This is a genomic window from Nocardia sp. NPDC050435 (genome assembly GCF_040655395.1).
Classification (GTDB): Bacteria; Actinomycetota; Actinomycetes; order Mycobacteriales; family Mycobacteriaceae; genus Nocardia.
The window spans coordinates 154,703-181,338 of record NZ_JBFAJW010000005.1 but is presented as its reverse complement, the minus strand read 5'-3'; the positions used below and the strand labels follow the sequence as shown (position 1 = coordinate 181,338).

At 70.2% G+C, this 26,636-nt stretch carries 28 protein-coding genes; 17 read left to right on the top strand and 11 right to left on the bottom strand.

The annotated features are described in order from the left end of the window. Positions 1-2: 2 nt before the first annotated feature. Complete coding sequence (locus AB0I43_RS16775; RefSeq protein ID WP_357432435.1) at positions 3-971, bottom strand: glycoside hydrolase family 43 protein; 969 nt, start codon at positions 969-971, stop codon at positions 3-5. Between the two features lie 223 nt (positions 972-1,194). Between AB0I43_RS16775 and AB0I43_RS16770 the strand changes: the two genes are divergently transcribed. Continuing rightward, positions 1,195-2,313 (top strand): metallophosphoesterase, encoded by a 1,119-nt coding sequence (locus AB0I43_RS16770; protein WP_357432434.1) that lies wholly within the window; start codon positions 1,195-1,197, stop codon positions 2,311-2,313. Here the strand turns inward: AB0I43_RS16770 and AB0I43_RS16765 are convergent. Next, positions 2,294-3,772: a serine hydrolase domain-containing protein gene (locus AB0I43_RS16765; RefSeq protein WP_357432433.1), complete on the bottom strand. Its 1,479-nt coding sequence runs from the start codon at positions 3,770-3,772 to the stop codon at positions 2,294-2,296. The two genes, AB0I43_RS16770 and AB0I43_RS16765, sit on opposite strands and share 20 nt — an antisense overlap. Before the next feature lie 200 nt (positions 3,773-3,972). Further along, positions 3,973-5,190: a helix-turn-helix transcriptional regulator gene (locus tag AB0I43_RS16760; RefSeq protein WP_356978532.1), complete on the bottom strand. Its 1,218-nt coding sequence runs from the start codon at positions 5,188-5,190 to the stop codon at positions 3,973-3,975. A gap of 309 nt (positions 5,191-5,499) precedes the next feature. Here AB0I43_RS16760 and AB0I43_RS16755 point away from each other — a divergent pair, with 309 nt between their 5' ends. Beyond that, on the top strand, positions 5,500-5,649 hold the full coding sequence (locus tag AB0I43_RS16755; protein WP_356978534.1) for a hypothetical protein: 150 nt from the start codon (positions 5,500-5,502) through the stop codon (positions 5,647-5,649). A gap of 47 nt (positions 5,650-5,696) precedes the next feature. On the opposite strand, the gene AB0I43_RS16750 is transcribed toward AB0I43_RS16755, so the two are convergent. Then, complete coding sequence (locus AB0I43_RS16750) at positions 5,697-6,086, bottom strand: hypothetical protein (RefSeq protein WP_356978536.1); 390 nt, start codon at positions 6,084-6,086, stop codon at positions 5,697-5,699. Between the two features lie 325 nt (positions 6,087-6,411). Between AB0I43_RS16750 and AB0I43_RS16745 the strand changes: the two genes are divergently transcribed. Next, complete coding sequence (locus AB0I43_RS16745; protein ID WP_356978564.1) at positions 6,412-7,266, top strand: virginiamycin B lyase; 855 nt, start codon at positions 6,412-6,414, stop codon at positions 7,264-7,266. Between the two features lie 2 nt (positions 7,267-7,268). Here the strand turns inward: AB0I43_RS16745 and AB0I43_RS16740 are convergent, their stop codons facing one another. The 3 genes from AB0I43_RS16740 to AB0I43_RS16730 form a co-directional block, all read right to left on the bottom strand. Next, a complete protein-coding gene (locus AB0I43_RS16740) occupies positions 7,269-8,165 on the bottom strand; it encodes an NADP-dependent oxidoreductase (protein ID WP_356978539.1) in 897 nt (298 codons plus the stop codon). A gap of 140 nt (positions 8,166-8,305) precedes the next feature. Beyond that, a complete protein-coding gene (locus tag AB0I43_RS16735) occupies positions 8,306-9,508 on the bottom strand; it encodes a lipid-transfer protein (RefSeq protein WP_356978541.1) in 1,203 nt (400 codons plus the stop codon). Further along, entirely contained in the window at positions 9,501-9,923 is a 423-nt protein-coding gene (locus tag AB0I43_RS16730) for an OB-fold domain-containing protein (RefSeq protein ID WP_356978565.1), read from the bottom strand. The genes AB0I43_RS16735 and AB0I43_RS16730 overlap by 8 nt, the downstream gene beginning before the upstream one ends. Before the next feature lie 156 nt (positions 9,924-10,079). On the opposite strand from AB0I43_RS16730, the gene AB0I43_RS16725 reads away from it, so the two are divergent. After that, positions 10,080-10,787 (top strand): GTP-binding protein, encoded by a 708-nt coding sequence (locus AB0I43_RS16725; RefSeq protein ID WP_356978543.1) that lies wholly within the window; start codon positions 10,080-10,082, stop codon positions 10,785-10,787. Here the strand turns inward: AB0I43_RS16725 and AB0I43_RS16720 are convergent. Both AB0I43_RS16720 and AB0I43_RS16715 read right to left on the bottom strand, forming a co-directional pair. Then, positions 10,781-11,062: a hypothetical protein gene (locus AB0I43_RS16720; RefSeq protein ID WP_356978544.1), complete on the bottom strand. Its 282-nt coding sequence runs from the start codon at positions 11,060-11,062 to the stop codon at positions 10,781-10,783. The genes AB0I43_RS16725 and AB0I43_RS16720 overlap by 7 nt on opposite strands. A gap of 98 nt (positions 11,063-11,160) precedes the next feature. Beyond that, positions 11,161-13,326 (bottom strand): catalase, encoded by a 2,166-nt coding sequence (locus AB0I43_RS16715; RefSeq protein WP_357432432.1) that lies wholly within the window; start codon positions 13,324-13,326, stop codon positions 11,161-11,163. A 140-nt stretch (positions 13,327-13,466) separates the two neighbouring features. Between AB0I43_RS16715 and AB0I43_RS16710 the strand changes: the two genes are divergently transcribed. From AB0I43_RS16710 to infA, 5 genes are all read left to right on the top strand, one after another. Further along, entirely contained in the window at positions 13,467-13,790 is a 324-nt protein-coding gene (locus tag AB0I43_RS16710; protein ID WP_356978548.1) for a metalloregulator ArsR/SmtB family transcription factor, read from the top strand. 2 nt (positions 13,791-13,792) lie between these two features. Then, complete coding sequence (locus AB0I43_RS16705; protein ID WP_356978550.1) at positions 13,793-14,344, top strand: SRPBCC domain-containing protein; 552 nt, start codon at positions 13,793-13,795, stop codon at positions 14,342-14,344. A 61-nt stretch (positions 14,345-14,405) separates the two neighbouring features. Next, the gene (locus tag AB0I43_RS16700) at positions 14,406-15,479 is read left to right on the top strand and encodes an MAB_1171c family putative transporter (RefSeq protein WP_356978552.1); all 1,074 of its coding nucleotides are present in this window, start codon (positions 14,406-14,408) and stop codon (positions 15,477-15,479) included. Between the two features lie 146 nt (positions 15,480-15,625). Beyond that, entirely contained in the window at positions 15,626-16,405 is a 780-nt protein-coding gene (locus AB0I43_RS16695; protein ID WP_356978554.1) for a GNAT family N-acetyltransferase, read from the top strand. Further along, a complete protein-coding gene (gene infA / locus AB0I43_RS16690) occupies positions 16,402-16,629 on the top strand; it encodes a translation initiation factor IF-1 (protein ID WP_356978556.1) in 228 nt (75 codons plus the stop codon). The genes AB0I43_RS16695 and infA overlap by 4 nt, the downstream gene beginning before the upstream one ends. 68 nt (positions 16,630-16,697) lie before the next feature. Here infA and AB0I43_RS16685 read toward each other — a convergent pair whose 3' ends face one another. After that, positions 16,698-18,197, bottom strand: a complete 1,500-nt coding sequence (locus tag AB0I43_RS16685) for a molybdopterin-dependent oxidoreductase (protein WP_356979394.1) — start codon at positions 18,195-18,197, stop codon at positions 16,698-16,700. 36 nt (positions 18,198-18,233) lie between these two features. Then, complete coding sequence (locus AB0I43_RS16680) at positions 18,234-18,881, bottom strand: fasciclin domain-containing protein (protein ID WP_356979396.1); 648 nt, start codon at positions 18,879-18,881, stop codon at positions 18,234-18,236. A gap of 297 nt (positions 18,882-19,178) precedes the next feature. Between AB0I43_RS16680 and AB0I43_RS16675 the strand changes: the two genes are divergently transcribed. The 8 genes from AB0I43_RS16675 to AB0I43_RS16640 all read left to right on the top strand — a co-directional run bounded on the left by AB0I43_RS16675 (position 19,179) and on the right by AB0I43_RS16640 (position 26,582). After that, a complete protein-coding gene (locus AB0I43_RS16675) occupies positions 19,179-19,796 on the top strand; it encodes an alpha/beta hydrolase (protein WP_357432431.1) in 618 nt (205 codons plus the stop codon). Next, positions 19,780-21,081: an FAD-dependent oxidoreductase gene (locus AB0I43_RS16670; RefSeq protein WP_357432430.1), complete on the top strand. Its 1,302-nt coding sequence runs from the start codon at positions 19,780-19,782 to the stop codon at positions 21,079-21,081. The genes AB0I43_RS16675 and AB0I43_RS16670 overlap by 17 nt, the downstream gene beginning before the upstream one ends. Beyond that, positions 21,078-21,806, top strand: coding sequence for a DUF1365 domain-containing protein (locus tag AB0I43_RS16665; RefSeq protein WP_357432429.1), 729 nt, complete (start codon positions 21,078-21,080; stop codon positions 21,804-21,806). Before AB0I43_RS16670 ends, AB0I43_RS16665 begins: the two co-directional genes overlap by 4 nt. Then, positions 21,803-23,068, top strand: coding sequence for a class I SAM-dependent methyltransferase (locus tag AB0I43_RS16660; RefSeq protein WP_357432428.1), 1,266 nt, complete (start codon positions 21,803-21,805; stop codon positions 23,066-23,068). The genes AB0I43_RS16665 and AB0I43_RS16660 overlap by 4 nt, the downstream gene beginning before the upstream one ends. After that, positions 23,065-24,339 (top strand): cyclopropane-fatty-acyl-phospholipid synthase family protein, encoded by a 1,275-nt coding sequence (locus tag AB0I43_RS16655; RefSeq protein ID WP_357432427.1) that lies wholly within the window; start codon positions 23,065-23,067, stop codon positions 24,337-24,339. The genes AB0I43_RS16660 and AB0I43_RS16655 overlap by 4 nt, the downstream gene beginning before the upstream one ends. Then, entirely contained in the window at positions 24,336-25,148 is an 813-nt protein-coding gene (locus AB0I43_RS16650; protein WP_356979408.1) for a DUF1295 domain-containing protein, read from the top strand. The genes AB0I43_RS16655 and AB0I43_RS16650 overlap by 4 nt, the downstream gene beginning before the upstream one ends. 86 nt (positions 25,149-25,234) lie before the next feature. Then, positions 25,235-25,891 carry an ECF RNA polymerase sigma factor SigK gene (gene sigK, locus AB0I43_RS16645; RefSeq protein ID WP_356979410.1) on the top strand — a complete coding sequence of 219 codons (657 nt, stop codon included), beginning with the start codon at positions 25,235-25,237 and terminating at the stop codon, positions 25,889-25,891. Next, on the top strand, positions 25,884-26,582 hold the full coding sequence (locus AB0I43_RS16640; protein WP_357432426.1) for an anti-sigma factor: 699 nt from the start codon (positions 25,884-25,886) through the stop codon (positions 26,580-26,582). Before sigK ends, AB0I43_RS16640 begins: the two co-directional genes overlap by 8 nt. Positions 26,583-26,636: the final 54 nt, after the last annotated feature.

The following is a 26,636-nucleotide window of genomic DNA, read 5'->3' as shown; positions in this document are numbered from 1 at the left end:
CGTCAGCGGTATTCGGCCAGCACCGTGCCGTGCCGGATGAAGCCCGACACTCCCGGCAGGGGTTCGGGCCGGGTCCAGCCGGTGAAGTCGGCGTAGCTGTCGCTGTAGAGGTAGGAGCCCTGGGTGGGGTCGTCGAGGTTGTAGGCGTCGAGGAAGATGCGCCAGCCGCCGTTGGGCAGGGGAATGACGCACTGTCCCTCGCGCGGGCCGCCCCAGCCGGCCCAGTCGCCGGTCTGCTCGAAGGTGTAGGGGCCGTCGAGCTGGTCGGCGACCGCGAGTTCCACGAACTTGGTCTGCTCGTTCTTGACGAAGGCGTAGTAGCGGCCGAGGTGGTGCACGACGGTGGTATCGATGTAGCCGAGTTCGGTGCCGGGATTGGGGTTCAGGCCCGCGAGCGGCGTGGGCGTCGTCCAGGTGCGCAGTTCGGGGTCGGCGGCCGTCATCACGTGCGGTGTGAAGCCCGCGCCGGTGTTCAGCGAGACCAGCACGGCGATCCGGCCGCTCGGGTCACGGAACCATTCCGGAGCCCAGGCGTGCCGGACATCGGGAATCGGCACCTCGTAGTCGTAGAGGTGGGTCCAGGTCAGCAGGTCGTCGCTGCGCGCGAATCCGAGCGAGTTCCCGTCCCAGGCGGTCGTGTGGACGACGTAGTAGCTGCCGTCCTCGTGGCGGAACAGGCTCGGATCGCGCAGCAGCGAGCCCCGGTCGGTGGGGTCGGTCGCCGGGGTCGACGGGTCCGCGCCGGGCGGGCGGTACGCCGCGCCCCGCAGCAGCTGAAAGGTGGTGGCGTCGGCGGACTCGTAGACGTACAGGTCGATCTGGCTGTTGTTGGTGAACGTCACCATGGTGTAGCGGACTCCGGGGGTGGTCACGGGCGCCACCGTCGGCGCCGCTGCCGCGCGACCGAGGACGAGGGTCTGCAGGGGCAGTGCGGCGGCCACGGCCAGCAGTGATCTCCGGTTCAGTTCCACGTGCGGAATTATCCGATGAAAGTTTGCCGAAAGATTGCCGACACTCCCGAGTCGCCGTGCGGCACGGGGCGGGGCCCGGGCTTCGATCGCCCGGCCGACGTCCGTCCGCTGATTGAGACGGCGTACGGACTACGCTTGTCGACCTGGATTCGTCTGCGATACCCCGCGCCGAAATCGTCGGTGTGGGGACCGCTCCGGCGTGGAAGTACCGAAAGGGCGGCTCGTGCTGCGAATTGTCATCGGCGGCATAGTGCTCGCTCTGATCCACTGGCTCTTCTACCGTCGTCTCCTGCGCGCCACGGCGGTGCCCGGGCCCGTGCGGAAGGCCGGCGCGGTGCTGCTGGCCGGGTTGTGGTTGACCGTGCTCGTCGCGCTGGGCGCGGGTAGCGCCTACTCCCCCAGGCCGATTCGGCCGATCGTGTGGCTCGGGGCGACCTGGGCGGCCGTGATGTTCTATCTGCTGCTCGGGTTGCTGGTGCTCGGGCTGGTGCTGCTGATCGCCCGGCTCGCGAAATTCCCGCGACGGCTGCGCCTGGTGCGGGTGCTGTCGGCGGTGCTGGTCGTGGCGGCGGTCGGGACCGTCGCCTACGGCGTGTACGAAGCGAACCATCCGCGCGTCGTCCAGGTCGAGGTGCGTTCGGCGAAGCTGCCGGCCGAGCTGGACGGGCTGCGGGTGGCCGTGGTCTCCGACATCCATGTCGGCGCGGCGCGCGGCGCGGCGTTCACCCGGCGGGTCGTCGACCTCGCGAACGAGCAGCGCGCCGACGTCATCGTGCTGCCGGGCGATCTGATCGACGGCTCGGTCGAGTTCGTGGGCGCGGACATCGCGCCGATCGCGGACCTGCGGTCGAAGTACGGCACGTTCGCGGTCGCGGGCAATCACGAGGGCTATGTCGACGGTGTCGCCGAGTGGATGAACTACTGGGAGACGCTCGGTGTGCGGACCCTGCGCAATCAGCGCGCCGAGATCGCCGTCAACGGGGCGACACTGGAGATCGCGGGCGTGTACGACTTCGCCGCGCCGGACCCGTACGGGCCCGACATCGACGCGGCCGTCGCCGGGCACCGGCCCGATCGGTTCCTCATGCTGCTCGCACACCAGCCGCTGCAAGGACCCGACGCGGCCGCGCACGGCGTCGACCTGCAGATTTCCGGCCACACCCACGGTGGGCAGATGTGGCCGCTGAATTATGTCGTGGGCTGGGTCAACGGCACCGTGTTCGGGCTCGACCAGGTCGGCGAGATGCAGCGCTACACGACGCGCGGCGTCGGTGCGTGGGGCCCGCCGGTCCGGGTCGCCGCGCCGCCGGACATCTCGATCCTCACGCTTCGCCACGACTGAGCCCGGTGGTCGGCGCCGGTCGCGAGAAGGCCGCTACGCGTGCGCCCAGCACGCCCGCGTTGGCCACGACCGCCACGGCGAGACACACGACCAAGGGGAACGAGAAGTAGGTCAGCTGCTCGAAGGTCAGGTCGCGCCCGCCCCCGAAGACCAGGCCGAGCAGGGCCGGCAGCGGGATCAGCAAGGCCAGGGGCAGCAGCTGTAGCGCGAGTCGGAGCACGGTGCGCCACAGCGGCTTTCCGGACCGCGCGTTCGCCCAGCGCCGGGCCCGGCGCACCGCCCGGATACCGAACGCCCCGCACACCACCGTGCCTACGACCAAGAGCGCGTCCACGATCGGCCGCATCGGCGGGAACGACCCCGGTGCACCGCCGGTGACCAGTCGGGCCAGCGCGTCGGCCAGCTGGTCGGTGCCCTCGTTGCCCAGGCCGATGCCGCTGTTGCCGAGCACGGCGATGCCGTACCCGCCGGGCAGCAACAGTTGGCTCGCGGTGAAGGTGAACCACACGCAGCTGTGCCGCACCCGCCCCGCCGAATCTCGTTGCCAGCCCAGCCCATAGCTCCGGCTCGGGTCCGACGCCTCGTGCATGAGCGCCAAGTTCTCCGCCGAGAGCAGCCGGTGGCCGTCCGGCGCAAGGCCCCCGGAGTTCTGCATGATCAGCCAGCGTGCCAAATCCGCTGCGGTCGTGATGATTCCGTCCGAGCCGCCGACGAACCGCAGCGGTTCGGCGCGCGCGATCGACGCACCGTACGCGTATACGTGGCCCTGGCGGACCTGCGGCGGCAGATCGCGCGGCGTCTGATCGATGCTCAGTGTGTCGCGCATGCCGAGCGGCCGAAATATCCGGTCGCGCAGGTACTCCGCGAACGGCACCCCGGCACTCACCTCCACCAGACGCGCCGCGAGGTGAAAGTTCGTGTTGGTGTAGGCATGTTCCGCGCCGGGCTCGGCGCTCAGCTTCGCCTGCCGCGCGCGCACGACGGCCTCCGCCAGCGACTCCGGCTGCGGCAGGCTCTTCTCCCGCAGCGTCTGATCGGTGATGCCGGAGGTCTGGTTCAGCAGCTGACGCACGGTGATCCGCGCGCCGCGCCCATCGGCGAGCCGAAACTCCGGAAGGTATTGCCGCACCGGATCATCCAGGCGCACCCGGCCCGCTTCCACCAGCTGCAGCACCGCCAGCGCGGTGAACGCCTTGCTCACCGAGGCAACCGGCATCGGCGTCCCTTCCGACACCACCCCACCGGCCGAATCACGACCGTATCCCCGTGCGTACAGCACCCGATCCCGCTGCGTGACGGCGACCGCGACCCCCGGATATCCCGCCTTACCCGCGAAATCGGCGACCACCCGCGCGACAGCCTCCCCCGCCACCCCCTCCTGCGCCCTGCACATCGGCGCCACCACCACCACGACCAGCCCGAACACCACGGCCACCAGCCACCGCCACCCGTGCGCCACCTCATCCTCCGATCATTCGACCGATGAGATCACGCTACGAAACCCCCGACCCCCACCGCCTCCCCCGACCAACCAGAAGTACCCCCGACTTTCGTCGGGGCTCGTCGTGCGCATCCGAGGAACCGACGGACATGGCTCCGCGAGCCATATTGGCAACAAAGCGAAACGGTGATGCAGTCGGACGAACATACGGATGCGACTTAAACAGGCACGACCCCGACTCGCTGCGCCAGCTTTCCGAGTTCACCAGTCGTGAGGTCGCGGCGCGTAGTTCGCATCATATGACCGACGAGTTCGCGCACGGCGGACATAGTACGAATATGCTGCGGCGCTGTGTGTTCTGCTCGCAGGAGCGCATACAGCGATTCTCGATAGTTTCTCTCCATCGCGTGAGCTTTGCCGATTTCCACGAAGTACTGAGCGCGCCGGCCCTGGTTGGGCAGATCGTCCGGCGACAACGTCGGCGCAAGGGTCAGCACCTGCCCGGGCTCCTGACGTTCCATTGCAGCCGACATCCGCCACAGGACAACGTTCGCAGGGCCGAAAGACTCATTGCCTGCCGCAGAGGTATTGGGTTCGGCTGTGGCGAGCCTGGCTGCCTGCTCTGACGCTTCGGCAAGGTGTGGAGCCGGATCGCGCCCCATCGTGGCCGCAACGATGCTGCCTTGGAGATGCAACATCCCGTAGGTCTCGACCTCCCCCTTTGTGCGGACCCCGGGGGCGATTTTCTCAGCCGTCTCCAGTGTTGTGGCCAATGCGGCGGGTAGCGCGCCGGGCCGCGACAGCAGAATCTGTCCCTGACTGAAGGCTGCGGCGGCAATCGCGGCGGCACTTCCCGTATGTATGGCAGCGCGTTCGGATTCCTGCGCCGCCGTCCAAGCGAGCGCATGGTATCCACGTGCCCTCAAGGCCGATGCGACGCCGTAAGCGATCGTTGCGAGTATGTCCCACGATTGCTCGGAATCGGTATCTCTGACGTGCCGGTAGGAGTCCACCAGCATCGGCACGAGCAACGGCCCGAGCGCAGCGTAATCACAGTCATTGCGCAGCCGAGTCGCTTTGCGGGCGAGTGCTGCCAACCCTGACAGGTCGACCGGCGGCCGATCGTCGGTGACATTGCCACGCGCCCACAGCACCGTTTCTAGTTCTGGAACGACTGTGTGGAACCCAGCGGTGGCGGGGTCGAGCCTGTCCTGTTCGTGTCCGGTCAGGTCGCCGGTGGTGACCCGTAACGCCGCAGCCAGGGCGAGCAAGGTTCGGCGTGAGTCGATCGGCCGTTCGCCGTTTTCGAACTTCGCGATCGCGCCGCGACTGAGTCCAGTCCGGTCGGCTAGCACTTGCTGCGAGATTCCCCGCCGCGCTCGGATCTGACGCACTCGCTGCCCGATGTATCGGTCCGCGTTCTGGTCGTCGCTCATCAGTGCGCTCCCTCGATGGCATGGACAAAGCAATGCTACGTGCGTTGTCCCAGTGTGGGACACCGAGTGATGCGCGCACTGGCAGGCTCTTTTCAGCTACGGCGCCGGTGGCAGCGGATATGGGCCATGCGACCGACCATTCCGGACGGCGGAAGGGCAAGGGATGAGCCCCGCACCATGCGAAGTTGAAGATGCGCAGAACCCGGCGCTCGCAGGCGAACTCCACGCCGGTGCTCTACTGGTTGTTGCGGATGCGCCCTGCAAAGCGACGTTCGTCGAGCTGAAATCCATTTCGTACAGCGAGATTCGATGACTGGCGCTTGGCTCCTCCTCGGATGGATCGTGGTGTTCGGTCTGCCGCTGGTGGTGGCCATCGCAGCGATTGCGTGGCAACCGCGCATCCCCAAAGACCGGTCCGTCGACGGGATCCGGCGGCGGATCGACGAGGAGGACGTCTAGTTCATGAGATTCGAACCTGCACCTCGCCACCAGCGGGACCGACCAACTCAGGCGTCGAGGGCCGCGGTGATCTTGGCCGCCATCGCCGCCACCGCCGGGTTCGACTTGCCCTGCCCGGCGGCCTCGACAGCCACCAGCACGGTGCCGCGGAAGTTCTCGGCCTCTCCCGGATACTGCGCCAGCGCACCCATCGCCGCGGTCAGCGCCGGAAGCACCTGATCGGCCAGCTCGGCCACGTTCTTGCCCGGCAGGCGAATATCCTTCGCCTTCGCCGACAAGACGTGCCCGACCAGACCGGTCGCCGAGGTCAGCGCGATCGAACCCCGACCGATGCCCTTGTGCGGTGCGCCCGCGGCGGCCAGCAGCCCGACCGCGCCGTAAGCGGCGGTCCGCACGATGCTCTTGTCCTGATCGGTGACGGTGACGGTGATCGACATGATGTTCTCCTCGGTGGGGTCCGGAACCGCTGGGGTTCCGGTCGTTTTCTTCGATGCACCTACTTTCACCGCACCCACTGATGCCGAGCTGACACCCGGCTGACACCACCGCTGACATCACCGTGTGTGCCGTGGGTCCATTCGATATCGCTGGCGCACAATCGGCTTCCGTCGCGACGGTGGCGTGCGAAGAGCGCGATGACCCTGCTGCGCGAGATCACCGATCCCTACGCGCCCGCGTGAGTCCGATAGCGTCGGTGGCGAGATGACGCCGAAGACAGGGAGAGCAGTGAGCAGCGCAGCCGACCGACCGAGTATCCGGGAGATCCAGGTCTCCGAGGCCGAGGCCGGGCCCTACGGCATCACCACCGGCCCGGATGGCGCGCTCTGGCTCACCCTGGTGCAGAGCGCCGAGATCGCCCGACTGACCGTGGACGGCGCGCTGCGGCGGTTTCCGGCCGGAGCCGCCGGATGCCGGCCGACCGTGATCGCCCCCGGCGTGGACGACGCCCTGTGGTTTAGCCGTTACGGTGACGACCGGATCGGCCGCATCACCACGGAGGGCGAGGTGACCTCGTTCGAACTGCCCTCGGGCAGTAGCCCGTACGGCATCTGCGCCGGGCCGGACGAAGCCATGTGGTTCACCGAGATGAGCACCGACCGGGTCGGCCGGATCGACGCGCAGGGCCGGATCACCTACGTCGATCTTCCGGTTCAGGGCGGATTCCCCTCCATGATCACGCGCGGCCCCGACGACGCCCTGTGGCTGACCCTCAACCAGGCCAACGCCGTCGCCCGCGTCACCGTCGACGGCGACACCACCCTGTACCCGCTGCCCGAGGCCGGCGCACCGGTCGGCATCACCAGCGGCCCCGACGCGCTCTGGTTCGTCGACATCGCCGCGGGCCGCGTCGGCCGCCTCGAGCCCGACGGCGCGATGCGCCTGCACCAGCTGCCCGATCCGTCCGCCAAACCGCACGCCATCGTGGCCTCGGCCGGTGGCGACTGCTGGTTCACCGAATGGGGCGCCAACCGCCTCGGGCGAATCACCCGCACCGGCGAAATCACCGAATTCGAGCTGCCCACACCGGCATCCGAACCGCACGGCATCACCGTGGGGCCCGATGGCGCGGTGTGGGCCGCGCTGGAAACCGGCGCCGTAGCCCGCCTCGCGCCCTGACCTCAGCCCACCAGCAGGACCAGCTTCCCGCGCACCTGCCCCTGTTCGCCCACGCGGTGCGCCTCGGCGACATCGGACAGCGCGAAGGTCCGCGTGCGCGGCACCGCGAAACGCCCGGAGGCGATCAGTTCGCCCAGCGTGTCGAGGGCGTGCAGCGCCCGGCCGCTGTCGCCGCGGCTGAACCGGACGCCGTGCGCCCGCGCTCCCTCGAAATCGGCGACCGTCAGGACGTGCTCGGCCCCGCCGGTGAGATCGATCAGCTCGGGCAGCACCCCGCTGCCCGCCACGTCGAGGGCGAGACCGACGCCGCCGAGCGCGCGCACGCGCTCGGACATGCCCGGGCCGTAGGCGACGGGTTCCGCGCCGAGTGCGCGCAGGTACTCGTGATTGGCGGGCCCGGCGGTGCCGATCACGCGCGCGCCGCGCGCCACCGCCAATTGCACCGCCGCACTGCCGATGCCGCCGGAGGCGCCGTTGATCAGTACCGTGCTGCCGGCGGTGACGCCGAGCTGATCCAGTGCGCGCGTGGCCGTTTCGACGGCCGCCGGGAGCGCTGCCGCCGCGGCGAAATCCAGCGCGGCCGGTATCGGCGCGTAGTGCGCCAGCACCGCCAGTTCGGCCTGCGCGGCCCCGGCGGCGGAGAACCCGTAGACGCGGTCGCCGACCGCGACATCGGTGACGCCCGCGCCGAGTTCGTCGACGACACCGGCGGCCTCGTACCCCAGGGTCTGGGGCAGCTCGGGGTCCATCAGGCCCTGGCGTTTCTTCCAGTCACTGGCGTTGACACCGGCCGCGCGCACCGCGATCCGGATCTCGCCGGGTCCCGGATGGGGATCGGGCAGCTCCACGAGTTCGAGCACCTCCGGACCACCGAACCGGGTGAAACGCACTGCCTGCATCATCGCCTCCTGTCCCGAAATGTGTGCCGCAAGTGTGCGCGGCCACCGGACCGGATCGGCGCAGGGCGGCTTCGCGATTCACTCCGCGCGCCGAACATCGCAGACCGATCCCCTCCGGCCGGGCCGGAGGGGAGGTGGCCTCAGCGGGTGGCGATTACGGCCGAGCCGTGCCCGAACAGACCCTGGTTGACCGCGATGCCGGCCCGGGCGTCCGCGACCTGACGGCCGTCGGCCTGCCCGCGCAACTGCCAGGTGAGCTCGCAGATCTGGGCGATGGCCTGGGCCGGAATGGCCTCGCCGAAGCAGGCAAGGCCGCCGCTCGGGTTGACCGGCACCCGGCCGCCGAGTGTGGTGGCCCCGCTGCGCAGCAGCTTTTCGGCGGCGCCCGGCTCACACAGGCCGATGTCCTCGTACCAGTCCAGTTCCAGCGCGGTGGACAGGTCGTACACCTCGGCGAAGGACAGGTCCTCGGGGCCGAGCCCGGCCTCCTCGTAGGCGGCCCGCGCGATCGCGGACCGGAACGCTTGCGGCGGAGTTTCCACCGCCACCGCGGAATCGGTCGCGAAATCGGGGAGATCGAGCACGGTCTTCGGGAACGTCGGCGTGACGGTCGAGAGCGCGCGGATCCGGACCGGATCGGCGATGCCGTGGCGGCGCGCATAGTCCATCGAGGTCAGCACGAGGGCGGCGCCGCCATCACTGGTGGCGCAGATGTCGAGCAGGCGCAACGGATCCGAGACGACGGCCGAGGCGGCGATCTCCTCCGCCGTCACCTCCTTGCGGTAGCGGGCGTAGGGGTTGTTCAGGCCGTGCTTGGCGTTCTTGACCTTGACCGCGGCGAAATCGTCGAGGGTGGCGCCGTGGATGGCCATGCGGCGGCGCGCGTAGAGGGCGAAGTAGATGGGATTGGTGGCGCCGAGCAGGTGGAAGCGCAGCCAGTCCGGATCGTCGCGCCGGTCGCCGCCGACCGGCTGGAAGAAGCCTTTCGGGGTGGCGTCCGCACCGATGACCAGCGCCACGTCCGACAGCCCGGCCAGGATCTGGGCGCGCGCGTTGGCGATGGCCTGCGCGCCGGACGCGCACGCGGCGTAGCTGCTCGAGATCCGGGCGCCCGACCAGCCCAGGGCCTGGGCGAAGGTCGCGCCGGCGACGAAGCCGGGGTAGCCGTTGCGGATGGTGTCGGCGCCGGCGATGTAGTCGACGTCGAGGTGGCTCAGTCCGGCGTCGGCCAGGGCCGCGCGCGCCGCGACCAGGCCGTATTCGACGAAGTTGCGGCCCCACTTGCCCCACTGGTGCATGCCCGCACCGAGGACGGCGATGTCGCGATCGTTCGTGTCAGTCATTGACCGGCCTCCACATCCACACGGTGTGCTCTGCTTCCTCGTCGGTGTAGAGCGTGCCGAGGGCCAGCTCGACCGGCATCCCGACGGCCAGGTCGTCCACCGTGAAGCCGGGCACCACCTGCCCGAGGATCACCATCTGCTCGACCTCGAGCTCGACGGCCGCGACCACGTACGGCTCGAAGGGGTCGGGCGAGACGTAGGGTGCGGGCGGCTTGTAGCGCGCGTCCGCGTAGGACCAGATCCGGCCGCGGGTGGAGAACAGGTATTCGGCGAGTTCGGAACCGTCCTTCGGGGCCGCGCAGTACGGGTTGCGACAGGCGAGGGTGTTCCGGGGGAAAAACGGCGTGCCGCACTCGTTGCAGCGGGTTCCCCGGAGACGTATCGCGCCGTCTTCCGTGGTGAACCAGTCCGCCACGGCGGGGCGTTGTTCTTTCTGCACGGAGTCGATCGTAATAGGAACACGTTCTAATTGGGGGCGGAAACGGGCTCCGGAGATCCGGCCGCGGCGGTACGGTGAGGACCGATCGAGGATGCGACGGCATTCCCATGTCGACCTGGAGTACCGAACCCGATGGGCACCAAAGCTGTTGAACCGCAGTCGATCCGCAATGTCACCCTGTTCGGGGCGACGGCCGGGCCGCTACACCGGCTCGGCGGCCCGGCGGCGGCCGAGACCCATTGGGCGACAGACGGAGTCGAGCACACCATCCGGCTGACCGCGGTGTCCAGGCAGACCTCGGTCGCGGAGCTGGAGCGGGAAATCCGGGTCGCCGACGGGGTGATCGCCGTCATGGACGCAGCTGTCGGCCCCACCGCGCGGCTCGCCACCATGTTGCGCGCCGCCGACGACCATCAGGTCGCGCGACTGTGCCTGATCGAGGGCCTGGATCGGCCCGGCGCCGACTTCGCCCGCTGCGTCCGGGCGCTCGCCGACATCCGCGGCGCGGTTCCGGTGCTGCTCCAGGTGCCGCGCGGCGGCGCGGTCATCGATTTGACGCGGGTCTCGGCGTTCGAACCGCAGGCGGTCGAAATCTACGGGCCCGATTGGGAACTCGCCGAGCGCTCGTATCGCACGCTGATCGCCGCGGTGACCGCGCCGGGCGCCGTGCCCGAGATCCCGCCGGCCGAGCTGCACCGGCGCCTTCGCCGGCTCACCCGGATCGGCGACGTCGTACCGGTGTTGTGCGGGGCCGAACTCGGCCCGCTCCTGGACGCGATCGCCCGCTATCTGCCGTCACCGATGGACGTCTGCCAACCCGAGCACGCACTCGACTACTGACGCTCCTCCAGCGGGCACTCCGCGTCGCCCTCGCCGGTGCGCACGGCATCGATGCTCTGCTGCGCGCGCCGCCGTGGATGACAGCGTTCGGAACATCCCAGGTGGATATCCGCTGCGCGCAGCGCATCGAACAGATCGAGTTCACCCGGGTCGGATAGGCAGTCGTAAAGGTTCTGGTACAGCCGTATGGTGTGCGGGTTCGGAAAGGTCATCGGCGTTACCCCTTCGATACTCGAAGCCTCGTGGCCTGTATCAGTGGCGATCGCGTCAGCCATGCCGGAGGGGTACCCCAGTTGATCTTCGCCGAATCTTCGGGGTTGCGAGAACGGCCGACCGCCCGTCCGGGACACCGGACGGGCGGTCGATTCCCGAATCAGTTCGGATATTCGGCGGCGCGGGCCCAGACCCGGTGTTCGGGAAGCAGGGCCGCGAGGGCGTCGAAGGCGTCGGCGACGGTCGCGGCGGACTGCACGCCCGCCGACTTGCCCGCGATGCCGGCCGCCGAGATCGCCGCCTCGCCCGCCGGGGTGTAGGCGATGGCTTTGAGATGGCGGTGCGCTTCCTGGATCAGCAGGCTCAGGCGCGGGTCCGGAACCGTGCTCGCGACGAGGATCGCGTCGAACTCGATCGAGCGGGCGGTGTCGAGCGTGCGCGAGATCACGACCTGCTTTGCGCCGGAACCCAATTCACCGCCGTGCGGGGCGATGACCAGCGGCGTCATCGACTGCCCGGCGATGGTCGCGACGGTCGCGGCCAGGTCGGCGAGATCGGTGGATTCGTCGGCGAAGACGCCGATGAGGCGGCCGTCGGCCGGCCAGGTCCGCCCGAGCTGGGACAGCGCCGGGGAGGCGGTCACCTTCGCCCGCTTCGCGGGCTTGCCGCTCAGCTTCAAGCCCAGGCCGGTCGCCACCGTGCGGGCCAGATCCTCATCGATTTCGCGCAGCACCGCCACGGCGCGTTCCTTGATCGCCTTCTCGTAGCACTTGCCGAGCTCGAAGGTGTACGCCTTGGCGACGTGGTCCTGTTCGATCTCGGTGAGGCTGGCGTAGAAGAGGCGCGCGGAACTGAAGTGGTCGTCGAAGCTGGCCGCCGCCGCGCGCACCTTCTGGCCGCTCACCACCTCCGGGAACTCGATTTGCACCGCCTCTTTCGAGCCCGCCAGGAACGGGCATCCGCCGTCGAGACTGTTCGGCCGGTACGGCGCGACGCCGGTGTGCACCGCGGTCTGGTGCATGCCGTCGCGCAGCATGTCGTTCACCTCGGCGTGCGGGCGATTGATCGGCAGCTGAGCGAAATTCGGGCCGCCGAGCCGGATGATCTGGGTGTCGATGTAGGAGAACAGCCGGCCCTGCAGCAGCGGATCGTTGGTGACGTCGATGCCGCGCACCAGGTGACCGGGATGGAAGGCGACCTGTTCGGTCTGGCTGAAGTAGTTGGTGGGGTTGGCGTTCAGCGTCATCGTGCCGATGATCTGCACCGGAGCCAGTTCCTCCGGCACGATCTTGGTGGGGTCGAGCAGGTCGAAGCCCTCGAACATCTGCTCTTCGGTGTCCGGGAAGACCTGGATGCCGAGGTCCCATTCCGGGAACGCGCCCGCTTCGATGGCATCGGCCAGATCCCGGCGGTGCAGATCCGGATCGATGCCGCCCGCGAGCTGCGCCTCCTCCCACAGCAGCGAGTGCACACCGAGTTTCGGCTTCCAGTGGAACTTCACCAGCACGCTCTCCCCCGCGTCGTTCAGCAGCCGGAAGGTGTGCACGCCGAAGCCCTCCATCATGCGATAGGAGCGCGGGATGCCGCGATCGGACATGTTCCACAGGGTGTGCGCGGTCGCCTCGGTGTGCAGGGTGACGAAATCCCAGAACGTGTCGTGCGCGCTCTGCGCCTGCGGGATCTCACGGTCCGGGTGCGGTTTGGCGGCGTGCACGACGTCGGGGAACTTGATCGCGTCCTGGATGAAGAACACCGGGATGTTGTTGCCGACCAGGTCGAAGACGCCCTCGTCGGTGTAGAACTTGGTGGCGAAGCCGCGGGTGTCGCGCACGGTGTCGGCGGAGCCGCGCGAGCCCAGCACCGTGGAGAAGCGCACGAAGACCTTCGTCTCCTTGCCCTTGGCGAACAGGGACGCGCAGCAGATCTTCGAGGCGGCTCCGTTGCCGACGAACACGCCGTGCGCCGCCGCGCCGCGCGCGTGCACCGCGCGCTCGGGGATGCGCTCGTGGTCGAAATGGGTGATCTTCTCGCGGAGATGGTGGTCCTGCAGCAGGATCGGGCCACGCGGGCCCGCCTTCAGCGAATGATCGGTGTCGGCGGGCCGGGCGCCCTGCGCCGTGGTCAGGTAGGCGCCGCGCTGGGCCGCCACGTCCTGCGGGAGCCCGGTCGAACTCCCGGTCGGCGAGACGGTGTCCGGTCCGGTCTGATCGGGTTTGGGCGGCAGGGGCAGGCGTGGCTTCGTCGGTTCGGTCGCCGTGGCCGCGGCACTGGCGGGCACGCCGGGGACCGCGGGCGGGGTCTTCGAGCGTCGGGTGGATCCGGCCATCGAGCTACCTCCTGAAATCGCACAAACGTCGGTGAGTGCCTGCGGGCTTCCCTGGATCGCCCGGGACAAACACGCGGTGCCGGAGACCACACTCGCATATGCCTTGACAGGAATATGCCTAGAGGGGAATTATTGCCGTCGTGGCACGAGACGTTTTCGAAGTGCTCGCCGACCCCACCCGGCGGCGCATTCTCGACCTGCTCCGCGACGGTGAGCGCACCGTCGGCGAACTGGCCGGCGCGCTGGGCACCGCCCAGCCCAACGTGTCCAAGCATCTGCGCATGCTCGGCACGGCGGAGCTGGTCCGGATCCGGGTGGACGGCCCGCGCCGCCACTACGGGCTCGCCCCCGCGCGCCTGCGCGACATCGACCGCTGGCTGGCCCCGTTCCGGGAGATCTGGGCCGACCGGCTCGACGATCTCGAACGCTATCTCGACACCATGCCCGACAACCCCGAGGAGTGAGCATGACCGACATGAACGAACGGCTCGGCGAGATCCTGCGCGACGGTGAACGCCTGGGAATCCGCTACGAGCGCGCGATCACCCACCCGCCCGCCAAGGTCTGGCGGGCGCTGACCGAATCCGAGCATCTGCGGCACTGGTTTCCCGCCGACATTCTGGGCGAACGCCACAGCGGCGCGGAGATCCGGCTGCGGTTCTGGCCCGAGGCGGTCGAGCGCGCCGAAACCGAACTGGCGGAGTCGGGCGTCGATCCCGGCGATCCGGAGCTGCCCGGCAAGATCCTCACCTGGGAGCCGCCGCGGATCTTCGAATTCCTCTGGGACGACGAACAATTGCGCTTCGAGATCACCCCCGACGGCCCCGGTTCGCAACTGCTGTGCACCATCTGGTTCGGCACGCCGGGCCCGCGCGGACAGTCGGGAACCGCTGCCGGATACCACTTCTGCCTCGACGCACTGCTGGACGCTCTGGACGGGCGGCCCGAGGCAGCGCCCGAACCCGAGGTGATCGATCGCCTGGAACGCCGCTACGCGGAGGAGATCGGCGACCTCTGAGGCGAGCGGCAGCGTATGGTGCGCGGGAAGACATTCCGCTCGGTACCGAGGTGCACGCCGCTTGCCATCGTTGATTCCCGCGGCCATCGGCTGGGCGGTGACCGTTTGGATCGCACTGCTGGTGGCCGGCCGCGCCCTGCTGTTCCGCGACACACTCGTCGATCGGCTGGTCAACCGGTTGTTCGCCTGGAGCGTCGCGGGCCTGCTGCTCTATCGGCTCGCGGCCGCGACCGCGGCCCCCTCTCCGCTCACGGATCTGGCGCTGGGCTGCGTCGTGACGGCGACCGCGTACCTGAATGTGCTCGGCGGGGTCCGCCGCGGCGATATCGACTCCGAGGCCCTGCGGCGACGCGAATATCGTTGCCTCGCAGCGGCTCTACCGGCCATGGTGACCATCCTGATCGCCGGTGCGGGTGCGCGCGAGGCCGGGCGCGCCCTCGAGATCGGGCGCACCTGGGACGGAATCCTGCTGGCGATCGCCTTCGGAGTGCCGATCATGATCAATACGGCGGCCTTCGTCCGCATGGTCGGGAGCGAATACCGCCGCGGTGATCTGCTGCCGGCCGAACAGGTCGTCGGCGCGGGCATGGTGCTGAGCATGGTGATCGTCTGGGGCGCGCAACTGATCTCGATCCTCCAGATGACCACGGCGTGGCCGGCGCTCGGACCACATCTGCCCCGTGCCGAGCTCGCGTTCACCCTCGCCGTCGCGATCAACGGCATCGCACCGGCTTTTCCGTTGTCCCTGGCGCTGATTCGCGCGGCGCGCCTGGACCGGGACGGCCGCGCCTGCCGCCGGCTCGAACCGATGTGGCGGGATCTGACCGCGGCGGTGCCGGAGATCGTGCTGCACCCGACCGGCACACCCGGCACCCAGGTCATCCGGATGTCCGTCGAAATCCGGGACGCGCTCATGCAACTCGCGCCCTACCTGCCGCCGGGCGCTGGAAACGGCGTGCGCAGAATGGATTACGCGCTCGCGGCGAGCGCCCGCCGAGCAGGCGCCGCACCCGCCGCCGTGCCACGCTCCCCCTTCGGCGCGGGCGACTTCGACGCCGATCTCGAACAGCTGATGACACTGGCCCGCGAATGGAGCGGGAAAAATGGCTGGCAGCGGTGGCCGGTGCGCGATTAAGCTGCCGAGGACCGTGACGTCACCGGAGGAGGTGAGACCCATGAACGCTGTATCGATGTGGGAGCTCCCTCTCCTCAGCACGGTCGGGCGCACGCTGTAGACGTCGCCGGGAGCACCTGAACCAGGTCTCCCGGAAGGCGACGACAATGCATACACAACCTCAGGCACCCGACAGCGGTGCGACGATCACCCGAATTTCCGACAGCGAGTGGCAGGCCGAGGCCGCGGGCCGGGTGATCGGCCACGGCGGCGCCTGGCAGCGGCCCGACGGCCGGGTCTTTCTCGGCATCGATGTCTGGCAGCGGGAGCGGGTTTTCGACGCCCTCGCCCAGGCGATGCTGGCCGCACTGCCGCGTCCCCTGTACACGCTGGTCGACGCGGCCGACCCCACCCTGACGGCGGGCTGGCAGCGTACCGGTTTCGCCACCGAGCATCGGGAATGGCACCTGCTGCTGCGGACCGACCCGCAAGTCAGCGGGCTGGATTCGCCGCCCCCGGCGGATCTGACCATTCTGCCCGCCGGGGCCGCGGAACCCGGTCCGCTCGGCGAGCTGGATCGCGCGATCCGCTCGGAACTCGGCTCGTGGCGGGACATGCCCGCCGACGTGTGGCCCCGGCTGGCCGGGGATACCGTGCTGGATCCCGAGAACTACGCGGTAGCAGTGCGATCCGGTCGATACGTGGGCCTGATCCGAAGCGTCGCGGTCCGGCGGTCACCGCGGATCGCGCTGCTCGCGGTTCGCGCCGAGCAGCAGCGTCAGGGCATCGCCCGCGCGCTGCTGACCCATACGCTCGACAGCCTGCACCGTCGCGGAATCGATTCGGCCACCACCGATGTCAAGGAAGCCAATGCGGCGGCGACCGCGCTGTTCGACGGCATCGGCGCGCGGCGCGCGACCTGCACCCTCGAGCTGGTGCTGCGATGACCGGAAAGATCAAGGGCGGCATCGAGATCGAGGGCACCGTCGTCGAATGCCTGCGCAATGCCACCTTCACCGTCGAACTCGACAACGGGCACCGGGTGCTCGCGCACATCGCGGGTAAGATCCGCAAGAACTACATCAAGATCGTGTTGCAGGACCGGGTGCTGGTGGAACTGAGCCCGTATGACCTCACCCGCGGCCGGATTCTGTTCCGCTACCGGACCTAGGGATTCCGGTGAACGGTCCCGGTGCGCCCGGGGCCGTTCACCGGCGCACCCACCCCTGCGCGACACAGTCAGCGGATGGTGACGACGCGGTTGTGCCAGCCGGTGGAACCGTCGGGGAAGGGGGTGGTGCGCTGGTCGGTCTGGACCTGGCCGGAGCCGTCGGTGGCGCGGACGCGCAGGGTGTGGGTGCCGGGGGTGGCGGGCCACTGCCAGGTCCACTGGCGCCAGGTGTCGCGGGAGTATTCGGCGGTGAGGGTGGCCTGCTGCCAGGGCTGGTCGTCGACCTGGACTTCGACGGCGGTGATGCCGCGCTGCTGGGCCCACGCGACGCCCGCGACGGTGACCGGGCCGGCGGGCAGGGTGGCGAACGCCGGCGGGACGTCGACGCGGGAGGCGGTTTTGATGGGGGCGCGGGCGGCCCAGCCGCGGTCGGTCCAGTAGGCCGTGGCCCGGTCGAATCGGGTGACCTCGAGATCGATCACCCATTTGGTCGCCGAGACATAGCCGTAGAGGCCGGGGACGAGGAGGCGGGCCGGGTAGCCGTGCTCGATCGGCAGCGGCTCGCCGTTCATGCCGATCGCGAGCAGGGCGTCGCGACCGTCGAGAATCTCCGAAAGCGGTGTGCCCGCGGTGAATCCGTCGACGCTGCGGGACAGCAGCATGTCGGCGTCCGGGCGCACACCGGCCTCGGTGAGCAGATCGGCGAGGGGGTAGCCCAGCCAGGAGGCCGTGCCCGCCAGGTCGCCGCCGACCTCATTGGAGACACAGGTCAGGGTGATGACGCGTTCGACCGCCGTGCGACGGCGCAGGTCGTCGAAGTCCAGTTCGACCGGGCGATCGACCATTCCGTGGATGCGCAGGCGCCAGTCGGCGCTGAGCAGAGCGGGCAGTTGCAGCGCGGTGTCGACCCGATAGAAGCGATCGTTCGGGGTGCGGAACGGGGTGAGCCCCGCGACCCGCGGTTCGGCCCGCAGCGGGGCCGGCGGCGCGGCGCGCGGCAGCAGGAACCGGGCACGATCGGCCACCACGTCCCGCAGCCGGGTGCTCAACCACTGCCCGGCGACCCCGGCGCCGACCGCCAGCACACCGAAACCCGCTGCGGCGACCAGGAATCGGCGGCGGGATAGGCCGTCCGAAGCGACGTCCAGCCCGGGCCGCAGGACCCGCAGCACCACCACACCGGCCACCGTGCCGACGAGCGCGGGGATCGCGAACACCGCTGTGGCCGTGGGTCTTTGCAGGGCGGCCACGACGGTCACGCCGCCGAGCACGAGCAGCAGCGCGCTCCCGAGCGGCCGCCGCCGCTCCAGCAGGCCCGCGAGCACCGCACCCAGCACCATCACCACGGCCATGCTCGCGAACAGGACCTGCTTGTCGTGGCTGCCGAACTGCCGGATCGCGGCATCCTTCAGCTGGTGCGGGGTGAGATCGACCATGGTCGCCCCGAGTGCGTAGAAGGGCGACGCGGCGGGCGCGAGGAACACCGCGACGAGGTGCCCGACACCGAGCACCGTCGCCGCGGCCAGCACGCCCGCCAGGGCCGCCCGGCGCCACGAGATCGTGGTCACGCGTGGATGTTCCGGCATCGGGGCACCAGCGACCGGTCAGGCCGGCGGCATCAGGACGGTGTCGATGAGGTACACCGTCGCGTTGGCCGTCTTGACACCGCCGCAGATGACGGAGGCGTCGCCGACCTTGATGGTGTCACCGCTGCGGGTCACGGTCACCTCCGAGCCCTCGACCGTCTTCTGCGTGCCCGCGATCTTGTCGGGCGCGATCTGGGTGGGCACCACGTGGTAGGTCAGGATCTTGGTGAGCGTGGCCGAATCGGTCTTCAGCGAATCGATGGTCGCGGCGGGGATCTTCGCGAACGCGGCGTCGACCGGCGCGAACACCGTGAACTGGCCGCCGTTGAGCGTGTCGACCAGGTTCACCTGCGGGTTGAGCTGCCCCGAGACCGCCGCGGTCAGCGTCTTGAGCAGGGGGTTGTTGGAGGCCGCCACCGCGACCGGATCCTGGGCCATGCCACTGACCGAACCCGCACCGGTCGGCACCTGCTCGGCGTACTGCTGGCAGCCGGGGCCGACCAGGCCCGAGGACGCGGACGCGGAGGTACTGCTGCTCGCCATCGCCGAGGTGGTCGCCGAGGTGGAGCTGCTGGACTCGGAGGTGTCGTCGGAGCACGCCGTGGCGCCCGCGGTGACGGCGGCGAGAGCGATCGCTACGGCGATCGAGCGCTGCATGAGTTTCATGATCGTTTCCTCTGTGTGGGCGGGCTCCGGGTGAGCGCGCGACTTGGTGAGGCAAAGGGATCTGCGAGCGCTGGGCAGGGTGGTCACCCGTCCCTGGGACGCGGACGGGTGACCACACCGCGGGGCGGCGTCGGTGCCCCTTGCGACGCTTCGGCGTATCCGAGAAGCGACGGAAGGACTTCGCGAGGCCGACGGGCGGGGTTTGGTGTTCGTCGAGAATTTTCTTCGGAACCGCCCGCGACCGACGGACTCCGCCGAACCACCAAACCTCGCCGACGGGCATATCGAAGTGCGGGTATGCGCCCTGTTCGCCACCCCGCCACCGGCGGCCGCGTCCTCGCCCTCCCCGGGGGCAAGGTCAGCAGCCGGCGGTCGTCCAGACCCTGGCACCTGGCCAATCTCCGCATCGACGCGCTCGCGTGCGGGCTACGCCACCGGCTGGGTGCCGAGCATCAGGTCACACCGGTGCGCTACAGGCGGCGCGGCTGGAATTCCCCCGGGCTGGACGCGCTCAACGACGCCGACCGCGCCCTGCGCGAACTGATCGAACGCGACGGCCGCCGCACGACCTTCCTGGTCGGGCACTCGATGGGCGCCCGGGTCGCCGCGCACCTGGCCGCCGTGCACGACATCGCCGGCATCGTGGCGCTCGCGCCGTGGTGGCCCGACGACGACGCCGACCGCATCCCGCCGAGCTGCCGCCTGCTGGTCCTGCACGGCACCGATGATCGCTGGACCGATCCGGAATCCTCACGCCGCCAAGTACAGTCGGCGCGGGCACGTGGCCTCGACGCGACCTGGTCGGGCCTCGCGGGAGCGGGTCATTTCATGCTGCGGCACCCGCGCGAGTGGCACCTGCGCGCCGCCGAATTCGTCACCGAGACCGAGCGGAGCCGTCGTGTCCGGCCGGCGTGAGGTGGCGGTGATCGGCAGCGGGGCCGCCGGGCTGACCGCCGCGCACGTACTGGCCAAGGCGGATCGGGTCACGCTGTACGAGAAGGACTCCCGGCTCGGCGGGCACGCCCACACCCACGATCTCGAATTCGCGCCCGGCCGCCGGGTACGCGTCGACTCGGGGTTCATCGTGCACAACGACCGCACCTACCCGACGCTGGTGCGCCTGTTCGACGAACTCGGCGTGCAGACCCGTGACACCGACATGTCCATGTCGGTGCGGGCCGATCACGTCGGGCTGGAGTACGCGGGCGCGAAAGGGCTGACCGGACTGTTCCCCGCCGCCCGGATGCTGGGCAAGCCGCGCTATCTCGGCTTGCTGGCCGAGGTCACGCGGTTTCATCGCGCGGCGCGAAAAGAGCTGCGGCAGAACGATTCCAGCACCACCCTGGCGGAGTTCCTGCGCCGGCACCGGTTCGGCGGGTATTTCGTCGACTACTTCGTCACCCCGCTGGTCGCCGCGGTCTGGTCCTGCGACCCCCGGCTGGCCACGGAATATCCGGCGCGGTATCTGTTCCGGTTCCTCGAGCACCACGGCATGCTCACCGTCTACGGCTCGCCGGTCTGGCGCACGGTGGTCGGCGGTTCGGCCCGCTATGTCGAGAAGATCGCGGACGGAGTGGACGAAGTCCGCACGGACACAGCGGTACTGGCGTTGGCCGAGCGGTCCGACGGCGTGCTGGTGGTCGAGCCGGGCGGCACCCGGCGCTTCGACGCCGTGGTCGTGGCGACCCATCCGCGGCAGGCCCTGGCGCTGCTCACCGAGCCCGCGCCGCCGCTGGCCAGGTCCGTCCTCGAGGCGATGCCGTATTCGGTGAATCGCGCCCAGCTGCACACCGACGAGTCCCTGCTGCCGCGAGCGCGCGGCGCTCGCGCGTCCTGGAACTATCTGGTTCCGGCCGAGCCGGCCGATGGTGTGGTGGTCACCTACGACATGACCAGGCTGATGGGCCTCGAGCACATTCCCGATCGCCGTTTCCTGGTCACCCTCGGTGGCGCGCACCTGGTGGATCCGGCCAGCGTGCTCGCGGAGATGACCTACGAGCATCCGATCTACACCCCGGAATCGGTGGCCGCCCAGCAGCATCTGCCCGAGCTCGGCACCGACCGGCTCGCGTTCGCGGGCGCCTATCACGGCTGGGGTTTCCACGAGGACGCGGCACTGTCCGGCCTGCGGGCGGCGCAACGGGTGGGCGGGTCCTGGCCGGAGCGCAGTCCCGCGCCGCTACGGGTGGGGGCCCGATGACCATCGCGCCCGCCCTGTATTTCACCCGGATCCACCACCTCCGGCGGGCGCCGGTGCGGCACGCGTTCGAATACCGCTCCTACAGCTGGTTTTTCGATGTCGACGCGCCACCGAAGCTGCCGCTGCCGCTGCGCCCGTTCGGCTATTTCCGAGCCGCCGATCACCTCGAGGGGCCGGGGGCGGATCTGCGGACGCGGGTGCGAACATTTCTGTTGGACAACGGTATCGACAGTGACGGCCCGATCACCGCGCTCATGAACGCCCGCGCACTGGGCTATGTCTTCGATCCGCTCACCCTGTTCTGGTGCCACGACCGCGACGGCGCCCTGCGGTGCGTGATCGCCGAGGTGCACAACACCTACGGTCAGCGCCATGCCTACCTGGTGCGGCCCGACCCGCACGGCCGCGACGAGGTCGAAAAGCGTTTTCACGTCTCGCCGTTCAATCGGCTGGAGGGCCGCTACGAGCTGCACGTGCCCGAACCCGCCGACGACCTCACCGTCCGGATCGCGCTGCTGCGCGACGGGCAGCCGCCCTTCCACGCCGCCGTCACCGGGCATCGCCTGCCGGTCACGCCGCGCACGATCCTGCGCGCCCAGCTGCGCACGCCGCTGAGCCCGTGGCTCACGGCGGCCCGCATCCGGCGGCACGGGATCGCGCTGTGGGCCCGTGGCCTGCCGGTCGCGCCCCGCGCCTGCTCCCCCGCACCAAGGAAAGTCCAGTGACCAGCTCCTGCCTCGACACCACCTCCGACGACCTGCTGCCCCCGCCGCCCACCGGGTGGCAGACCCGGGTACGCGCGGGCGGCGCGGCGATCCTGTTCCGCCACGCCCTCGCCCGGCTGCCGCTGCGCGTCGAGTTCCCCGACGGATCCGTGCTGGGCGCGGGCTCGCGCCAGGAGCCGTTGCCGCGCATGATCATCCGTGACGCCGAGGCCTTCTACGCGCGGCTCGGACAGCACGGGCTGATCGGATTCGGCGAGTCCTACACGGCGGGCGAATGGACCGCGACCGACCCGGCGGCCGTGCTCACCGTGCTCGCCGCGCAGCTGCCCCGGCTGATTCCCGGTGCACTGCAACGCTTCCGCTCGCTGCTGCCGCGCCCACCGGCCGGCGAGATCGGTACCGCGGCCCAGGCCCGATCCAATATCGAACACCACTACGACCTGTCCAACGAGTTGTTCCAGCTGTTCCTCGACGAGACCCTGACCTACTCCTCGGCCCTGTTCACCGCGCCGGAACTGGCCGGCGGCCGGGCGCGGTGGGAGCACCTGGCGCGGGCGCAGCAGCGCAAGATCGATCGCCTGCTCGACGCCGCCGGGGTGGGGCCGGGTACCCAGCTGCTCGAAATCGGCACCGGCTGGGGCGAATTGGCCTTGCGCGCGGCGGCACGCGGCGCCCGGGTCCACACGGTGACACTCTCGGCCCGGCAGCTGACACTGGCCCGGGCGCGCGCGGCCGGCTACGGCGAGCAGGTGCGCGTCGAACTGTGCGACTACCGGGACGTGCGCGGCGAGTTCGACGCGATCGTCTCGGTGGAGATGATCGAGGCCGTCGGATTCCGGCACTGGCCCGCCTATTTCGAGTGCCTGGACCGGCTGCTCGCGCCGGGCGGGCGGGTCGCGATCCAGGCCATCACCATGCCCGACGATCGCATGCGCGCCTCCCGGCACACCTACACCTGGATCCAGAAGTACATCTTCCCCGGCGGTTTCCTGCCCTCCACCGAGGCGATCGAGACCACCGCGGCCCGGTACACCCGCCTGCGGGTGCGCGAGCGCGCCGGTTTCGGCCCGCACTACGCCGAAACCCTGCGCCTGTGGCGGGAACGATTCGACAGCCGCGCGGCCGAGGTCGGTGCGCTCGGCTTCGACGCGCGGTTCCGGCGGCTCTGGCAGTTCTATCTCGCCTACTCCGAGGCCGGGTTCCGCTCCGGGTACCTCGACGTGCAGCACATCGTTCTCGATCGAACCGAGGAGCACCCGTGACCGTCGCCCAGCACCTCGAATCCGCGCTGCGCCCGCTGCTGCGCGGCCCGCTTCCGGTCCGCCTCGACGCCTGGGACGGCAGCGCCGCCGGCCCGGTGGACGCGCCGCGGGTCAGTCTGCGCAGCCCGCTCGCGTTGCGCCGAATCCTCTGGCGGCCGGGCGAACTCGGCGCGGCACAGGCCTACGTCCGAGGCGAGATCGAGATCGACGGCGATCTCGCGACCGCGCTCGGCGCGGCCTGGCGCACCGTCGCCGAGCGCGGGATTTCGGGCGTGCGCGCCCGGGACGTGGCGCGACTCGCCCTGACCGCCGCCCGGCTGGGTGCACTGGGCCCGCCGCCGCCCGCGCCGAGCACGCAGGCGCGCCTGCGCGGCCGCCGCAACGAGCGGGCCCGCGACCGGGCCGCCATCAGTCACCACTACGACGCCTCCAACGAGTTCTACGCGCTGCTGCTCGATCCGGAGATGGCCTACTCCTGCGCCTACTTCACCCGGGGCGTCCCCGGTGCGCCCGCCGACCCGGAGTACGGCCTCGCCGACGCCCAGCGCGACAAACTGGACCTGGTCTGCGACAAGCTCGAACTCGCCCCCGGCGCCCGGCTGCTCGACGTCGGCTGCGGGTGGGGGTCGCTGAGCTTGCACGCCGCGGAGCACTACGGCGCGCAGGTCGAGGCGATCACGATCTCGCGGGCCCAGCAGGAGTTCGTCACGGCCCGGATCGCCGAACGCGGGCTGGACCGGCGGGTGCGGGTGCGGTTGCTGGACTACCGCGAACACACCGGAACCGGATTCGACGCGGTCGCCTCGCTGGAGATGGGCGAGCATGTGGGCGAACGCAACTACCCGCGTTACGCCCGCGCGCTGTTCGACGCCGCCGCACCGGGCGCGCCCGTGCTGGTGCAGCAGATGTCGCGGCAGGGCAAGCATCCGGGCGGCGGGCCGTTCATCGAAGCGTTCGTCGCGCCCGATATGGCGATGCGGCCCGTCGGCGCCACCCTGGACCTGCTCGCGGGCGCGGGCCTCGAGGTGCGCGGGGTGCAGGCGCTGCGTGAGCACTACGTCTGGACCGCGCACGCCTGGTCCCGGCGACTGGAAGAACGCTGGGACGAGGCGGTCGCGCTGCTCGGGACGGAGGGGGCGCGCACCTGGCGGCTGTATCTCGCGGGCGGAGCGCTCGCGTTCGAGCACGGGCGGATGGGCGTCGATCAGATCCTGTTGCGGCGGCCCGTCGCGGCGGCCGTGCGTTCCCGGACCGAGGAGCTGGTCGCATGAGCGCGGAACTATGGGTCGGTCTCACGGCGCCGCTCGTGCTGGCGCTGCTGCAGGCCGCGACCTTCCTGGTCGCGCGGCGCATCGGCCGCTACAACGTGGTCGACGGGGTATGGAGTCTCGGCTTCGTCCTCGTCGCCCTGTGCGGCATGGCATTCGGCGACGGGCCGCTGGAACGTCGTGTGCTGCTGCTGGTTCTGGTGTCGGTGTGGGGAATCCGGTTGAGCTGGCACATGTTCCGGCGCACCGCCGGGCACGGTGAGGATCCCCGATACACCGCGCTCCTGGAACGGCACGGCAATCGCCCGGGCGTGGCGGCCACCCGCATCTTCCTCACCCAGGGTCTGGCGCAGTGGTTCATCTCGCTGCCGCTGCAGGTGTCGGCCGTGGCCGGACCCACGCGGGGGCCCGGCTGGATCCTGCTCGGCGCCGGCGTCGTGGTGTGGGCGATCGGCTTCGTGTTCGAGGCCGTCGGCGACCGGCAGCTGGCCCGGTTCCGCGCCGACCCGGCCAACCGCGGCAAGATCATGGACCGCGGGCTCTGGGCCTGGACCAGGCATCCCAATTACTTCGGTGACAGTTGCGTGTGGTGGGGTATGTGGTTGATAGCGGCCGGCGCCTGGCCGGGCGCGCTGACCGTCCTCTCCCCCGTGCTCATGACCTACGTACTGGTCCAGGGCACAGGGGCGCGACTGCTCGAACAAGCCATGGGCGAGCGGCCTGGTTACCGTGACTACCAACGGCGCACCGCCTACTTCCTACCGCGCCCACCCCGCTCCACCCAGCCCCACCACCCGAAACGCTCCTCGTGACTCGGCCGACGGCACTAGGCTCGGCGGCAGTAACCGTCAGACCCGAGCCACAGCCGAGCTACCTCGATCAATGGAGACGGACCGCCATGGCGGATGAGCAACGCTTCCTGCCGGTCGACACCGGCCGTACCGGAGCACGCGCGACGGCCGCGTGCCCCACCGACCGCCCGCGGGCCGACCCCGAGGCCGCCCGCCGCCTGGCCGACATGCTGGCCGAGATCGCGCGGCACGACCGCGACGCGTTCACCCGGTTCTACCGGTCCACGCACGACCGGGTGTTCGGTCTCGCGCTGCGGGTGCTCCGGCGGCCCGCCGCCGCCGAGGAGATCACGCAGGAGATCTACCTGCACGTGTGGAACGCCGCGGACAAGTACGACGCGCGCCTGGCGAGCCCGATCGGCTGGCTGATGATGCTCACCCATCGGCGCGCCGTCGACCGGGTGCGGGTCGAAACCTCGGCCACCACACGCGATCTCGCCTACGGGCACCGCCACCTCGGGCGCGACCACGATATCGTCGCCGAGACCGTCGGCCAGCGTTCCGAGGAGCGCGCCGTCGTCGAATGCCTCGGTACGCTCACCACCACCCAGCGCGAAACCCTCGCCCTGGCCTATTACGGCGGGCGGACCTACGCCGAGGTCGCCGACCATCTAGGGATTCCGCTCAACACGGTGAAGACCAGGATCCGGGACGGCCTCAAGCGCTTGCAGAACTGTTTGACAGGATCGGTGCGCGATGCCTGATATCCACCCCCACGACGAACTGCTCGACCTCGCCTACCCGTACGCGCTCGACGCGCTCACGGACGCCGAGCGAAAAGCGGTGGAGCACATGCTCGCCCACGCCGACGAGGAGACGGCCGCGGCCTTCCGCGCCACCGTGCGCGACGTGGCCGAGACCTTGGTCGACCTGACCGCGGTCGACGCGGTCCCGGCGCCCCCGAATGTCGAGGCCGCGCTGCTGCGGGCGATCGGCGTGCCGGAGAAGCCGGCCCGGAACCGGCTGCGCTGGCTCGCCGTCGCGGCGGCGATCGTCGCCGCCATCGCCCTCGGAGCCGGAATCGCCGTGGTGCGCAACGACTCCGGAGCACCCGGCCTGACCGCCCAGCAGGTCCTCACGCACGAGGACACCCGCTCGGCGTCCGCGGCCGTCGCCGGCGGCGGCACCATGACGGTCAGCACCTCGCGCGAACTCGGCGCCGCCACGGTCGCTTTCGACGCCGTGCCCGCCACGCCACCGGACCGCACCTACCAGATGTGGCTGATCGGCCCCGACGGCAACCCGCGCTCCGCCGGCGTCCTGGCCACCCTCCCCACCGGTAACGCCCCCATGCTGGTTCGCACCGACAACGCCGACAAGGTCGCCATGTCCATCGAACCCGCCGGCGGCTCCCCCGCACCCACCGACGCCCGCGTCATCGCGCCCCTGGGCTGATCGGCTCGCACCGATCGGAGGCGGCCACGGTGCGGGCAATCGAACTGCGCGGCG

What these genes read in the sequence shown, in the direction of transcription:
- AB0I43_RS16640 (WP_357432426.1), top strand. Translation starts at nt 25,884, where the DNA reads ATGCCTGATATCCACCCCCACGACGAACTGCTCGACCTCGCCTACCCG.
- sigK (WP_356979410.1), top strand. Translation starts at nt 25,235, where the DNA reads ATGGCGGATGAGCAACGCTTCCTGCCGGTCGACACCGGCCGTACCGGA.
- AB0I43_RS16650 (WP_356979408.1), top strand. Translation starts at nt 24,336, where the DNA reads ATGAGCGCGGAACTATGGGTCGGTCTCACGGCGCCGCTCGTGCTGGCG.
- AB0I43_RS16725 (WP_356978543.1), top strand. Translation starts at nt 10,080, where the DNA reads ATGGGCACCAAAGCTGTTGAACCGCAGTCGATCCGCAATGTCACCCTG.
- AB0I43_RS16715 (WP_357432432.1), bottom strand. Translation starts at nt 13,326, where the DNA reads ATGGCCGGATCCACCCGACGCTCGAAGACCCCGCCCGCGGTCCCCGGC.
- AB0I43_RS16740 (WP_356978539.1), bottom strand. Translation starts at nt 8,165, where the DNA reads ATGCAGGCAGTGCGTTTCACCCGGTTCGGTGGTCCGGAGGTGCTCGAA.
- AB0I43_RS16735 (WP_356978541.1), bottom strand. Translation starts at nt 9,508, where the DNA reads ATGACTGACACGAACGATCGCGACATCGCCGTCCTCGGTGCGGGCATG.
- AB0I43_RS16665 (WP_357432429.1), top strand. Translation starts at nt 21,078, where the DNA reads ATGACCATCGCGCCCGCCCTGTATTTCACCCGGATCCACCACCTCCGG.
- AB0I43_RS16680 (WP_356979396.1), bottom strand. Translation starts at nt 18,881, where the DNA reads ATGAAACTCATGCAGCGCTCGATCGCCGTAGCGATCGCTCTCGCCGCC.
- AB0I43_RS16760 (WP_356978532.1), bottom strand. Translation starts at nt 5,190, where the DNA reads ATGAGCGACGACCAGAACGCGGACCGATACATCGGGCAGCGAGTGCGT.
- AB0I43_RS16755 (WP_356978534.1), top strand. Translation starts at nt 5,500, where the DNA reads ATGACTGGCGCTTGGCTCCTCCTCGGATGGATCGTGGTGTTCGGTCTG.
- AB0I43_RS16720 (WP_356978544.1), bottom strand. Translation starts at nt 11,062, where the DNA reads ATGGCTGACGCGATCGCCACTGATACAGGCCACGAGGCTTCGAGTATC.
- AB0I43_RS16705 (WP_356978550.1), top strand. Translation starts at nt 13,793, where the DNA reads ATGACCGACATGAACGAACGGCTCGGCGAGATCCTGCGCGACGGTGAA.
- AB0I43_RS16750 (WP_356978536.1), bottom strand. Translation starts at nt 6,086, where the DNA reads ATGTCGATCACCGTCACCGTCACCGATCAGGACAAGAGCATCGTGCGG.
- AB0I43_RS16675 (WP_357432431.1), top strand. Translation starts at nt 19,179, where the DNA reads ATGCGCCCTGTTCGCCACCCCGCCACCGGCGGCCGCGTCCTCGCCCTC.
- AB0I43_RS16695 (WP_356978554.1), top strand. Translation starts at nt 15,626, where the DNA reads ATGCATACACAACCTCAGGCACCCGACAGCGGTGCGACGATCACCCGA.
- infA (WP_356978556.1), top strand. Translation starts at nt 16,402, where the DNA reads ATGACCGGAAAGATCAAGGGCGGCATCGAGATCGAGGGCACCGTCGTC.